This is a genomic window from Saccharobesus litoralis, assembly GCF_003063625.1.
In the GTDB taxonomy this organism is placed as follows: domain Bacteria; phylum Pseudomonadota; class Gammaproteobacteria; order Enterobacterales; family Alteromonadaceae; genus Saccharobesus; species Saccharobesus litoralis.
On the sequence record NZ_CP026604.1, the window covers coordinates 4,610,131 to 4,623,730 of the forward strand.

Here is a 13,600-nt window from a genome sequence, read left to right on the forward strand (position 1 = left end):
GAGGAGAACAATTATGTTTAATCGACGTCAATTTTTAAAAGGCGCCGGGCTTGCAACCGGCGCAGGTGTATTATCGGGTATACCTAACGCTGCATTTTCCAACGACAGTCAAGCGCAGAAAATGGCGCAGCAAGCTGTTAATTTAGATGGTGTATTAGGCCAACCTCACAAACCGGCAAAAGCCAAGCGAGTCATCTATTTATTTCAAAGCGGCGGGCCATCACAGCTTGAAACCTTTGATTACAAACCCGAGTTAGACAAACGTCACGGCCAACAATTACCCGATGAAGTGCGCGGTGATCAGGTATTAACGGGCATGAGCGCCCAACAAACGTCACTGCCGTTAGCTCGTTCGGTATTTGACTTTAAACAACATGGTGAATCAGGCGCTTGGGTCAGTGAATTACTGCCACATACCGCCAAAATAGTTGATGATTTATGTATTGTTAAATCTATGCATACGGATCAAATCAACCACGATCCGGCCATTACTTTTTTACAAACCGGTTTCCCGATTGCCGGACGCCCCAGCATAGGCGCTTGGTTAAGTTATGGTTTAGGTACCGACAACCCTAACCTACCGCCGTTTATTGTCATGGTGTCGGCCAACGGCGGCGGCCAGCCTTTGTATTCGCGTTTATGGGGTAATGGCTTTTTACCGTCAATACATCAAGGGGTGCAGTTTCAAGGCGGTGCCGATCCTGTACTCTACTTAAACAACCCACAAGGTTTAAGCAGCTTAGATCGCAAAGGCTTAATGGACCGATTCCGCCAATTGCAAGATATTCAGCATCAAAAATGGTTAGATGATGAAATACAATCACGCATGGCACAATATGATATGGCAGAGCGCATGCAAGCCTCCATTCCAGATGCTACCGATTTCAGTGATGAACCCGACTGGGTCTTTGACCTATACGGCCCCGATGCCAAAAAGCCCGGAACCTACGCCGCTAACTGTTTAATGGCAAGACGCTTAGCCGAGCGCAACGTTAAATTTATTCAACTGTATCATCAAGGCTGGGATCAACATGGTTGGTTGCCGGGCGGCATTAAAAAACAATGTAAAAACACAGACCAAGCCTCAGCAGCCTTAGTGCAAGATCTAAAAATGCGTGGACTACTCGACGACACCTTAGTGATTTGGGGCGGTGAATTTGGTCGCACCAACTACTCACAAGGTAAGCTGACAGAAACCAACTATGGCCGCGATCACCACCCAGGTTGCTTTACCATGTGGATGGCCGGAGGCGGTATTAAACCCGGCGTTTACGGTGAAACAGATGACTTCGGATATAATATTAGCAAAAACCCAGTACACGTATACGACTTCCAAGCAACACTCATGCACTTAATGGGAGTCGACCACGAAAAACTGACCTACAAATATCAAGGCCGCCGCTTCCGTTTAACCGATGTGCACGGTAAAGTGATAAAAGATATTTTGGCTTAAGCCACCAGTGCTGATGCCAATAAACTCAATTCAATAAAGCCAATAAGCTCAACATAGATAAACATCAAGTGTGTTGGGCTTTTTCATAACTTAGAAAATGGACTCACAACGCAATTTGCACCATGGTTAAGAGCATGGGGATAAATTTGCGTTGCTCTAATATTTGTATGGCCTAATTGTTTTTTTACTGTCGATGTAAAGAGCTATCAGAGGGAAGGCTCCCTAAGTCACAAATAAGGTGCGGCATGTAATTTTAAACTTGGCTCGATTAAGTAATTGGCTCATTTTACGGAATGTGGAATTGCTAATTGAAGACCAAATAAATTGATGCTAAGTTGCTGACCCTATTAAGAAATAATTAAGTGTTACTAAGATGACGTGACGATATTGTTAACATATCTGAGAGTGCTTGGTAATACGTTGTTATACCTAAATGGTGATTACTCTAACCATGGAAGATATTTATAAAGTCATCGCAAATAATCCAGATTACTTCGCTTGGGCATTCACATTAATTAATGTTTTCTGGGGGGCTTTTGTCTATTTCAATAAAAAACGCCATCAACGGGAACTTGTGAGCTTAAAGCAATCATTAGATTTAGATCTTGAACGGCGAAAAAAAGTCTTTGAAATGAAAACAAGTCAATATGAAGACTATTTCAAAAACATGGACAATATTCATAGTAAACATCAAAACGACTACCAGACTATCGTTTTACCTATTATCAATGAATTTAATTCATCGTATCAAAGAGCTTTAGCCGTAAATAATAATGAAGCAGCTACCGAAGCAACAATTAAGTTTAGTGAAGAAATAGGTAAATTAACTTACGATGGTTTTGAAGAACTACAAGCTATGCGCTCGCAAACAAATGCATTACGTTTAACTGCTAGCGATAAGGTAGCTAATCTATTAGATGAACTCCAAGAGCTTTACGAACAGCTTTTTAATATCTCAACAAAAATGGTTTCTGATCTCGTTCAAATAATCATGAATGGTGATCAAGCTCTTGCTCAGGAAAATCAACGTAAATTAAACGAGTTGGGAGGTATTACTAAGCAAAGGTCGGTTGAGTTACGCGAACAAATGCGCAGCGATCTTAAGCAAATTTAGGTATTAAGAATTAACAAAAAATCTATACAGGTAATCAATATTAATAAAGACCCCCATCTTTAAAAGTATTGATAACCTAAGCGAGAGCGGTAAGCTAAAAAACAAGTTCTGCCGCGTAGCGGCTTAGTTCAACAAGGCCATCAAGTGGAAGAATAAATATGTCTATGGAATTGTTCGTTATAGTAGCTTTAGATCAAGTTACAAATACTGAATCATTCAATAACAAAGCAAAAGAACATTCTGTTCCCATTGTATTTGAAGAAAATATTAACTTAATGAAGCACACTGGCTTTTTGCCTTCGACTACCAAAAGCCAAAAATCTGGTGTCGAGGTATATTCAATTAAATATACCGATATTGAGTCTATGCTACCACCAAATGAAGAACTAAAAATAACAAACCCTACAGTAATTACATTTCGTTGGGGTGGTGATTTTTTTGAAGGCGCTACAGCTATGTATGCGGCGGCTGTTTTGATAGCAAACAATAATGGTTTAGCTTTTGAGCCAATTAGCAACATGTATTTAGATAATACGCAGCTAATTGAAGGAGCCGAAGCAATGTTAAGCTACTCTCAGTAATCGGCACTTAACAAACGCATGGGCTAATAACAAGCCCCCCATCTTTAAAAGTAAACCAGTAACTTGTATTGAACATTACTGCTTATTCATACAACCCGTAACGCAGTTTAACGAGGCTAAGATAAACCCTAATTAAGGTATAAGATATTACAGCTAAAAAATGTAAGTTATATCTATTCTTGAATGAGATTTTGTTAACAATTTACCAAATTTCGGCTATCTTCGACGAAATACAGGAAAAAATGCAAAAACTTTAGCTGATAGGGTTCGCAATATACTGGCAATCGTATACAATCGAGCCATTAAAAGTATGCATCCTCTTGTAAAATAATATTATGAAAGCTAACAAAATTATCCCTGTACGCGAACAAATCGCAGATGTTTTACGTGCCGATATTATCTCTGGTGAACTTGCCGCTAACACTAAGTTAAACGAGCAACAACTTGCTGAGCGCTTTGGTGTTTCTCGCGGGCCAATTCGTGACGTATTGCTTAAGCTAACGAAAGAAGGTTTGTTAGTCAGTAAAAATAATATTGGCTCTTCTGTTAGTGCGCCACTAACACATGACATGCAAAAACTCAGTGTTGATTTACGTCGTAAAATTGAAGAATACGCCGCTAAACATTTAGAGAAAACCCTACTAGATAAAGATGTAGAAGCATTAGAAGAAATCATTGAGCGCATGCAAGGTCACTTCGACCGCGAAGAGTTTACTGAACTCACCATGGCTGATATCGAATTTCACCAGTACTACGTTAAGCTAGCCGGTGGCGAAGATTTAGTTAACTTATGGTATCCGATTGTTATGCGTATGCGCATGAACTATAAGCGTATTGAAACATCACAAGAATTAGTTGACGAGCACAGAGACATTTTAGAAGCGTTAAAAGCCCGTGACTCTAAAGCCGCTATCGCTGCTATTCGCAAAAACATCAAATAAACGCTGCGTTTATTCTCATTTTAAAAGCAGTCTCATTTTAAAAGCCGTTGCCAAACTCGCAACGGCTTTTTTGATCATAAATAACTAACCTTACCTACCTCACCTTTAGGCTGATTTGACAATCAATATGCTTGAGAAATTGATTAACGATAGTCGGTAAATTAATTTCGGTTACAGCTGAGCTGTCCACCTCCACCAATAAATCACAATTATCCAGTTCGAGATTTTGCCTAACAAAATACAAGGTGATCTCATCAAAATTCATGGCGTTTAATGGAATTAGCCCTACACAAAAACGCGGATCATCCGTTGCTTCATAACAAGCTCCCTCTATCTCACGACTCAGCATAATAGCCTGCATTTTATCTAAATGCTTAATACGAAAATTAACCAAAGCGGACAAACTCACCTACTCTTAGCAATATAAAAAACATTGTTTGTACCTTTTCAATAAAGAAATGATCAGTTGAATCACTCGCATAATTTACTATCACTCGTGATGCTTTTAACCATATTTAGATTAAATAAACAACTTCAGGCTGAGCTTGTCGAAGTCTTATTACTTTCTAATTTACCGACACTTCGACTGCTTCGCGCTCAGTGTGAAAGTGATCACCAATTTTTTCAACTAATCAAAATTAAATTGAAAAAGTGCTAGCTTACTTATTTATAGCGAAATAAACAGTAAAAATGGCGTAAAAACACCAATAGACAACGCTGTCATTTTAATTGATACTAAAATAACAGCCAGCATAAACACTTATCGGAGTCAGAATGCGTTCAATTTTAATTTGTGGTGGTGGAACCGCAGGATGGATGACAGCCGTCTACCTGAGTCACTTATACAATCGATTTGAACAAACAGTCAGTATAGAACTCATTGAAAGTTCAGATTTACCGCCCGTAGGGGTTGGTGAAGCCACTGTGCATAGTATCCGCCATTTTTTCGATATGGTCGGTATTAATGAAGCCGAGTTTTTTACGGCAACCGACGCCACCTTTAAATTAGGTATTGAGTTCATTAACTGGAAGCAAGCGCAAAAAGGGAAAACCCACAGTTACTGGCACCCTTTTGATATGCAAACCGCTGAGATAGCGGGTGATAATTTAGCGCAATGTTGGCTGGATAACTTAGCGCATACCAAGCATGATTACGCTCATAGCGTTTCCATATCGCCTTACCTATCTGCTGCCCACAAAGCCCCTAAAACCATTGACATGCCAGCGTATCAAGCCCCTATCCCCTACGCTTATCACTTTGATGCTGGAAAATTAGCGACCTTTTTAAAGTCCATTGCCTTAAAACGTGGGGTTAAACATACAATTGGGGCGATTGATAAAGTCATTCAGCACAATGGTATTATCCAAGCCATTCAAACTAATATTGCAAACAAACAGGCTGACTTTTACTTTGATTGCACAGGTTTTCGTGGCCTTTTAATTAATCAACTCAGCGCCAATAATTGGTTAAGCTTAGAAGATGAACTGCCGTGCAACCGTGCTTTAGCTATTCAAACGCCATACCCAGACCAGCAACAGCCAGCCACCCATACGCAAGCGATTGCCATGCAACACGGTTGGCGCTGGCGAATTGGTTTGCAAAACCGCGTTGGCAATGGCTATGTTTTTAGCGACAAATACTGTAGCGAAAGCCAAGCAGAACAAGAGCTTAGGCAGGATCTCTTACAAAACAATACTAAACTAGGCCGTGACGCTGAATTTAAACTCTTAAAAATGCGCATTGGCCATCGCCAACAAACGTGGATCAACAACTGCTGCGCAATTGGTTTATCGTCGGGTTTTATTGAGCCGCTTGAATCAACGGGCATTTACCTAATTGAGGCAGGGTTAAGGCTTTGGGGAGAATACACGCGCTTTCATGACTTTAGTCAATTAAGCAAAGCAACCTCATTGCTACCCAACCAATATAACCAAATATTACGCGATATTTATCAAGATCTTAAACGCTTTATCGTATTACATTATGTATTGAGTGATCGACAAGACAGTGAGTTTTGGCGCAGTTGGCAACAGGTATTAAACCAAGACGAGGTTTTACAGCAGCAACTGGCTGTTTGGCGTTATAAACCAGTCGAGGCTAGCGACTTTTTCGCAGCCAAAAGCCAGTTGTTTAATGAAATTAACTACCGCTTTGTATTGTACGGCATGGGACACTTACCCACGCAGACGGTCACGCAAACAACCAAGCAGTCAGCAAGCCAAGTTCCCGCGACACGTGGCAGTAGTCATCAACAAAACCAACTCAATTTATTAAAGCAATTGAATCAGTTTTGTTTAAAGCAAACACAAAAACACCCAGATCAAATGGCCGTATTAAACAGCTTTAAATCGATTAAAAGCTAAGTCGACTCGCGCACGACCAATTGCGGCTCAAAACTAATATTTTCGCAGGCTTGCGGCTGTTTTTTATTGGCTTGTTGTAAAGTTCTGAATAACAGCTCGGCGGCCTCGTTAGCAATATCCTGAGTTGGCTGGGCTGCCGTGGTCAATTTAGGCCATGTTTGACGAGAAAACGGGTTATTCTCAAAGCCAGCGATAGCAATGTCGCTGGGTACATCTAAACCATTTAATCGCGCGGCAAACAGAGTTCCAGCCGCAATTTCGTCGTTACAAGCAAATACCGCACTTGGCTTGGCCGATTTAGCCAGCATAGCTTTGCAGTTTTCAACGCCTGATTCAAATGAGTACTGGCCGCTATACACCCACTCAACATCAGCAGAAATATTATGATCAGCTAAAGCCGCTTTGTAACCGGCTAAGCGCTCAGCTGTCGATTGATGCTCTTCATCCCCACTAAAAAATGCAATAGCTTGATGGCCTTGTGCAATTAAATGCTCAGTAATTTGATATGCGGCTGTGCGGTCATCAACAAATACACAAGGTGTTTCAGTAGCATAAGGCTTGCCAGATAACACACGTACCATATTTACGTCGGCCTCGGTTAGCATTTGAATAACATCCTGCATTTCAGACAATGGCGGCGTTAAAATTAAACCCGATGCCCTTGACTGGCGCAGCATCTCTTTTAATTCATCTAATAACGAGTCCGATTTACTGTTAATTGGGTGGATCAACAATTCATAATGTTTTTCACGACAAGCGTTCAAAATACCTTGTTGCATATCAATAATGTAATAAGCATTGGGATTGTCATACACAAACCCCACCACATAAGATTTACTGGCCGCTAAACTTCTTGCCGACTGGTTGGGTTGATAATTTAATTGCCGAACCGCCTCTCTTACTTTGTCTTGCGTATTTTGTCTGACACTGGGCTCGTTGTTAATAACGCGGGATACAGTCTTAATTGAAACGCCAGCTAATTTGGCAACATCGTTTATCGTAGCTTTCATCGTTTTTGGGTAATTCCTTAGGGTCGACTATATTTTGCCTATGCACGCAATATCTTTCAAACAATAACTGAGTTATCGGTAAAAACCTATGAATTCCTCTTAGAAACAAGCGATTAACAAAAAAACAACAAAATAATTTGAAAAGGCAATTGACAACGCTGTCATTTGATTGCTATAAATAATGACATCGCTGTCATTTAATGAATTGTATAGTCAAAGCGATCAGGTTTTAGGGGAAGCCGTCAAGCTTCGAGACCCCATGAGCATATGCTCTATTATGTGATTGGGGCGAGTAAGCGCTGACAATAAATCATAAGACCTGAGCGAGAAGACTATAGTTTTGGCAGGCGCGTTTAAAGACACTTAAACTAAGGGCACAAAACATGAAACAACTCAAATTAACGCCAATCACTCTTGCTGTAAATGCAGCATTACTTACCGGACTAGCATATACAGCGCCAGCCTTGGCCGCTGAACAAACTGCAGAAGAAGAAATAGAAGTCATTGCAGTTAAAGGGATCCGCGCTAGTGCCAAAGCCAACTTAAATACTAAGCGCTTTGCCGACTCAATTGTTGATGCGATCACCGCAGAAGATATTGGTAAATTTCCAGACAAAAACGTCGCCGAATCATTGCAACGTGTAGCTGGTGTATCCATTACTCGTGATTTCGGTGAAGGTGAAAAAGTCTCTATTCGTGGTACAGCGCCACAATTAAACAACACCTTGTTAAACGGCCAAGCCGTAGCCACAACCAAATGGTGGGCACTAGAGCCTTCTTCACGCAGCTTTAACTTCTCTTTATTACCGTCTGAACTGGTTTCAGCGTTAGAAGTTTACAAATCACCCGAAGCAAAAATCGACGAAGGTGCTATTGGTGGTACTGTTATTTTAAGAACCCGCAAACCGTTAGATTTAGATTCTGGTACAATTTATGGCTCGGCCGGTGTGCGTTACAACGACAAAACAGAAAGTTCAGATCCGCAATTTTCTGGGCTTTTTAGCTGGAAAAACGAAGACGAAACCTTTGGTATATTAGCGTCTATTATTCAACAAGGCCGCGAACAACGTCGTGACGGTTTAGAAGCCTTTGGTTGGTTTGACGCTACCCGCGCCGATACCGCAGCATCTGTTGGTAAATCAATTCCAGGATGGGACTACGACACCAATACAGGTAAAACAGCCTCATGGAACTGGGGCATGGGTTCAGCCTACTTTGACCAAGAGCGTGATCGTTTAGGCTTAAACTTAACCGCGCAAATGCGTCCATCAGACAACTTGGATCTCACCTTAAATATTGTTGATTCTGAGCTAAAACAAACCAATACCAATAATAACTATATTTCGTCGCACGGTTGGGCTGCCTATATGCCATGTACGCCGTGGGATCCAGCCTCAGACTTTGAATTATGTGCCGGTATTGAAGACTATACCCTAACCGATCCAAGTGGTGTTGCCGCATTAACCAAATACACCATAGGCAAAAATGGTCATGGCGATTATCAACTTAACCAAATGAATGAATCCCTAGCTCGTGTTTCAACCCTAACAACACAAGTTATTGATTTAGAAGCGAATTACACCGGCGATAACTACACCATTCACGCCCAAGTTGGGGTAACAGAAGCCAACGGTGGTTATGATCGCGAAGATTTGGTTAACTTTGGTCATGCGTCAGGTTCAAACATCGAAATCTACGACAACGGTTTAATTAACTTCTCATTCCCAACTGAGTTAGGTGGATTGCCGACCGACTCATACGCAGGTTTTGACTTCCGTCAGTATCGTTGGAATTCTCGCCCTGAAGTAGACAAAGAAACCTATGCTCAAGCCGATTTTAAATACGAGCTTGATGGAGATGTTATCTCGTCAATTGAAGTTGGGGTTAAATTCCGTGACAAAGAACATTCGCAATCGGGTGTCACAACAGAAACTCAAGATTACTCAGCGTTAATCGACAATGCAGATACCAGTAAATATGATGGTGCAATGTCACCTGACTTACATAGTAGTGTAGCTAATGCGGGTACTTTAACTCGATACGCCACTATTGATATCGACAAAATTCGCGCAGATGCCGATAAAGTCAGCGGCATTACACCTACTATTGATTACGGCAATGTATATCAATTAACCGAAGATATTACAGCCGCTTATGTGCAAGCGAACCTAGATATGGGTGAGCTAAAAGGTAATGTCGGTGTGCGTTTAGTGAATACCGAGGTTACGTCCGCGGCATACGAATTAAGCGACAATACTTGGTTTAGTGAAAGCTCTAGCTATAGTGATGTGCTACCGTCATTAAACTTATCTTACAGCTTAAGTGACGATTTAATTATTCGTGGTGCGGCGTCTAAAACCATGTCGCGCGCCAACTACGCTGATTTAGCCGCCACTCGAACACTTAGCGCTAACTTAACAGGCAGCGGCGGTAATACCGAATTAAAACCTTACGATGCCACTAATTTCGACTTATCTGTTGAATGGTATTTTTCAGACGAAGGCTTGTTGTCTTTAGCCTTGTTTAATAAGCAAATTGATTCATTTATTTTCAATTCAGCTGAACAAGCAACGCTTAGCTACGACTGTGACCAAAGCGGCAGTATTGAACCAGGTGAAACCTGTATTTTCACTATGACTCGTCCTAATAACGGTGCAGAAGCGAAAAACACAGGTATTGAAGTCAGCTTCCAAATGCCAATTGGCGAATACTTTGGTGTGGTAGCTAACTACACGTATTCAGACGCCGAAGGCAAAAATGCAGCAGGCGACACGATCGATTTAGCGGGTAATTCTAAAAATACTGTCAACCTAACGGGTTATTTTGAGAATGATAATATTTCTGCTCGCGTTGCTTATAACCAACGTAGTAGTTATCTAACTGGCTTTACCTTTGGTGGCGCGAATACGGCCGATGCTTACTCACAACTAGATGCATCAGTTTCGTATAACCTTACTGATAACTGGTCGGTAACGTTAGAAGGTCAAAACTTAACAGACTCTGAAGTCTTCCATTATCAAGGTCAAAAGTACCGCCCAATTGGTTTGTATACCTTTGGTCGCAGTTACTATGTTAGCACCAGTTTTAACTTCTAAACCAAGCTGAACTGTAAATTAATGTGTGTTGGACAAGGATGTCTGTTCTCTTTGTAACATTCTTTTTGCCCGCTACGTTCGACTATTAACTAGCGGGTATTTTTTTCTAATAACGAGGGTAACAAAATGCAACGTTTAGGCTTGTTACTGACTTTATCCATTTTTGCACTAAGCGCCTGTAAATCTTCAAGGCATAATCCGGTTCAACGATTGGCAGAACAACTCGCGGTTCAGTATCAAGTTATCACCAATCGCGCCGATGAAACTTGTCCCAAACAATACGCCGGTGGTGCTTGTTTTCAAGGGCAAATTAGTTTGCAACTGCCATACGAATATACCAATAGCGATTGGCAAATTTACTTTAGTCATGTAGCTCCCATTCGCAGCGAGTCCAGCGAGTTATTCGATATTATTCATATCAATGGTGATCTGCATAAAATCCAGCCTACTGCAGCGTTTAACGGTTTTCTAAACCAGCAAACCTATAAAATACAATTTAAAGCAGATTACTGGCACTTATCCAATTTCGACGCTATTCCCAACTATTTTATTGTCTCAGGCGAAGGCCAACCAGAATTAATCCGCTCAACCAAGGCGCGCATTGACCAACAAACAGGGCAAGAAATCTTGCCGTTTGTTAAACCAATAAGCGACTATGAAAGCCAATTTAAACGTACCCCTGATGATAAAACGCTATGGGCTACGCCACAAAATATTTATCAAGCCAATGCTGACAGGCTATTAGATGAGCAACTCATAAACATTCAACCGTCAACAGGGTTAACCGCGGCGAACCGCGTTATTCCCAATGTAAAGCAACAACAAATTGGCCAAGGTTTTATAAACCTGCAGCGTGGCTTTAGTATTAGCGCACAAGACCAAGCTCTATATGCCGAATTAAGATCGGCCTTTTTCCGCTTAAATTTGGTCGGTTTTAATAATATTGCCAGCGGCTTACCACTCACCTTTGAACGCCAAAGCCAATTACCGGTTGAAGCCTATCAACTCGATATTACGAAGCAAGGCATCAAGATTAACTACACTAACTTGCAAGGGGCTTTTTATGCTATTCAAACCCTAGCAAATTTAATCGATATACAAGATAGCTCGCAGCTAGCAGTACAAAAGATTACAGATGAACCACGATACGATTTTCGCGGTTTACACATTGATGTTTCACGCAATTTTCATGGTGTTAACCAAATCAAAAAGCTAATTCGCGAAATGTCGGCTTATAAGCTCAATTCTTTGCATTTGCATTTGGGGGACGATGAAGGCTGGCGAGTTGAAATTCCTGGCTTGCCCGAGCTAACCGAATTAGGCGCTAACCGCTGTTTTGACCCACAAGAAAACCAATGCTTGCAAGCTCAATTAGGCAGCGGGCCGTATAAACAAACTCAAGTTAACGGTTTCTATTCAGTCGATGAATATATCGATTTACTAAAATACGCCAAAGCGCATTTTGTCACTGTGCTACCCTCATTTGACATGCCTGGCCATTCTCGGGCGGCGATCAAAGCCATGGAAAAACGCTATCGCGACTACATGGCCAAAGGGCAAACCGCATTAGCCACCGAATATTTGCTGAGTGACTTTGCCGATAAAACCCAATATGAATCGGTACAATTTTATAGCGACAATACAATCAACGTTTGTATGCCCTCTGCCCTGCACTTTGTCGATAAAGTGGTTAGCGAGCTGGCTCAACTTCACCGCCAAGCTGGAGTTAAGCTAGATAAGTATCACATTGGTGCCGACGAAACTGCTGGCGCATGGGTTAAATCGCCTATTTGCCAACAGCTAATGGCGCAAGACCCAAGCTTAACCGGCGAAAAACTTGGCGCGCGATTTGTTGAACAAGTTGCCAACCAACTAGCCCAAAAGGGCATAAAAGCCGCTGCATGGAGTGATGGCCTAAGTCATGCAAATGCCAACAACTTGCCTAACGAAATTCAAAGTAATGTGTGGAGTACCTTGTTTTGGAATGGCCACCAAACTTTACACGATCATATCAACAAGGGCTGGCAAGTTGTGGTATCAAATCCGGATGTAACTTACTTTGATTTTCCCTATGAAGCCCATCCAGATGAACGCGGTTACTATTGGGCATCTCGCGCGACTAATACCTACAAGGTATTTCAATTTATGCCAGACAATACCCCAGCCATGGCAGAAGTTTGGCACGATAGACAAAACCAACCATACTCAGCCGATGATAGTCAAACGAGTATCACCAATGGCCAACGTGCCGCCGGACTACAAGCCCATTTATGGAGTGAAACTACGCGACTAGATGTCACAGTAGATTATTTACTCTTCCCTCGCCTACTCGCTTTAGCGGAACGAGCTTGGCATCAGGCAGATTGGGAACTGGCCTATCAACCCAACCGCCAATACAGTCAGCAATCAGGCTATCTAACCCAGCAAGATCAGCAACAGCGTGACCGAGATTGGCAAATGTTTAATCAGGCGCTCAGTCGCGAACTGGCTAAATTAGAAAAAGCTCAAGTGCAGTATCGTGTCGCCACGCCAGGCGCTAAATTGCAAGCGGGTCAACTGTATATGAACCATATACTGCCAAAAACCCAGCTGCAATATCGGATTAACCAAGGTGCTTGGCAAGACTACAACCAGCCAGTTAAGGTAAATGGCCAAGTTGAGGTGCGCGCCAAATCGCAGTTAGGTACTTTCTATAGTCGCACTGAGGCGCTTTAGCAGGCTCAGCATAAAAGTCCATGCAAATGTTTGATTTTGCATGGGAAAATATGAATACAAAAGTCTGTATTACATTAGCGCAGCACTCTCTGTTGCAAAAACGTAACGCTGTTCAGCGAAATAACAAGCAGCAGAAAAGTAACTAAAAAGTATTAGTCAAAGCGATCAGGTTTTAGGGGAAGCCGTCAAGCTTCGAGGCCCCATGAGCATATGCTCTACTATGTGATTGGGGCGAGTAAGCGCTGACAATGAACCATAAGACCTGAGCGAGAAGAATATAGATAAAAACCGACAAAAACTTTGACAAGTTAAGTTAGGTTTGCCAGA

General features: G+C 41.8%; 9 protein-coding genes. 7 read left to right on the forward strand and 2 right to left on the reverse strand.

From position 1 onward, the window contains the following. The first annotated feature begins 13 nt into the window (after positions 1-13). The 4 genes from C2869_RS17230 (at position 14) to C2869_RS17245 (ending at position 4,089) form a co-directional block, all read left to right on the forward strand. Positions 14-1,453 (forward strand): DUF1501 domain-containing protein, encoded by a 1,440-nt coding sequence (locus tag C2869_RS17230; protein ID WP_108604121.1) that lies wholly within the window; start codon positions 14-16, stop codon positions 1,451-1,453. 451 nt (positions 1,454-1,904) lie between these two features. Beyond that, complete coding sequence (locus C2869_RS17235; RefSeq protein ID WP_108604122.1) at positions 1,905-2,567, forward strand: hypothetical protein; 663 nt, start codon at positions 1,905-1,907, stop codon at positions 2,565-2,567. A 158-nt stretch (positions 2,568-2,725) separates the two neighbouring features. Further along, positions 2,726-3,148: a hypothetical protein gene (locus C2869_RS17240; RefSeq protein ID WP_159084213.1), complete on the forward strand. Its 423-nt coding sequence runs from the start codon at positions 2,726-2,728 to the stop codon at positions 3,146-3,148. Positions 3,149-3,483: 335 nt separating this feature from the next. Next, a complete protein-coding gene (locus C2869_RS17245; RefSeq protein WP_108604124.1) occupies positions 3,484-4,089 on the forward strand; it encodes a GntR family transcriptional regulator in 606 nt (201 codons plus the stop codon). 94 nt (positions 4,090-4,183) lie between these two features. Here C2869_RS17245 and C2869_RS17250 read toward each other — a convergent pair whose 3' ends face one another. Next, positions 4,184-4,483, reverse strand: coding sequence for a hypothetical protein (locus C2869_RS17250; RefSeq protein ID WP_159084214.1), 300 nt, complete (start codon positions 4,481-4,483; stop codon positions 4,184-4,186). Positions 4,484-4,863: 380 nt separating this feature from the next. Here C2869_RS17250 and C2869_RS17255 point away from each other — a divergent pair, with 380 nt between their 5' ends. Next, positions 4,864-6,453, forward strand: a complete 1,590-nt coding sequence (locus tag C2869_RS17255; protein ID WP_108604126.1) for a tryptophan halogenase family protein — start codon at positions 4,864-4,866, stop codon at positions 6,451-6,453. Here the strand turns inward: C2869_RS17255 and C2869_RS17260 are convergent. Continuing rightward, positions 6,450-7,463: a LacI family DNA-binding transcriptional regulator gene (locus C2869_RS17260; protein WP_108604127.1), complete on the reverse strand. Its 1,014-nt coding sequence runs from the start codon at positions 7,461-7,463 to the stop codon at positions 6,450-6,452. The two genes, C2869_RS17255 and C2869_RS17260, sit on opposite strands and share 4 nt — an antisense overlap. A gap of 383 nt (positions 7,464-7,846) precedes the next feature. Between C2869_RS17260 and C2869_RS17265 the strand changes: the two genes are divergently transcribed. Both C2869_RS17265 and C2869_RS17270 read left to right on the forward strand, forming a co-directional pair. Beyond that, a complete protein-coding gene (locus C2869_RS17265; RefSeq protein ID WP_108604128.1) occupies positions 7,847-10,558 on the forward strand; it encodes a TonB-dependent receptor in 2,712 nt (903 codons plus the stop codon). Between the two features lie 126 nt (positions 10,559-10,684). Beyond that, a complete protein-coding gene (locus C2869_RS17270) occupies positions 10,685-13,273 on the forward strand; it encodes a family 20 glycosylhydrolase (protein ID WP_108604129.1) in 2,589 nt (862 codons plus the stop codon). Positions 13,274-13,600: the final 327 nt, after the last annotated feature.

Bases quoted from the DNA above. Each gene is read 5' to 3' on its own strand.
- C2869_RS17230 (WP_108604121.1), top strand. From the start codon at position 14: ATGTTTAATCGACGTCAATTTTTAAAAGGCGCCGGGCTTGCAACCGGC.
- C2869_RS17235 (WP_108604122.1), top strand. From the start codon at position 1,905: ATGGAAGATATTTATAAAGTCATCGCAAATAATCCAGATTACTTCGCT.
- C2869_RS17240 (WP_159084213.1), top strand. From the start codon at position 2,726: ATGTCTATGGAATTGTTCGTTATAGTAGCTTTAGATCAAGTTACAAAT.
- C2869_RS17245 (WP_108604124.1), top strand. From the start codon at position 3,484: ATGAAAGCTAACAAAATTATCCCTGTACGCGAACAAATCGCAGATGTT.
- C2869_RS17255 (WP_108604126.1), top strand. From the start codon at position 4,864: ATGCGTTCAATTTTAATTTGTGGTGGTGGAACCGCAGGATGGATGACA.
- C2869_RS17260 (WP_108604127.1), bottom strand. From the start codon at position 7,463: ATGAAAGCTACGATAAACGATGTTGCCAAATTAGCTGGCGTTTCAATT.
- C2869_RS17265 (WP_108604128.1), top strand. From the start codon at position 7,847: ATGAAACAACTCAAATTAACGCCAATCACTCTTGCTGTAAATGCAGCA.
- C2869_RS17270 (WP_108604129.1), top strand. From the start codon at position 10,685: ATGCAACGTTTAGGCTTGTTACTGACTTTATCCATTTTTGCACTAAGC.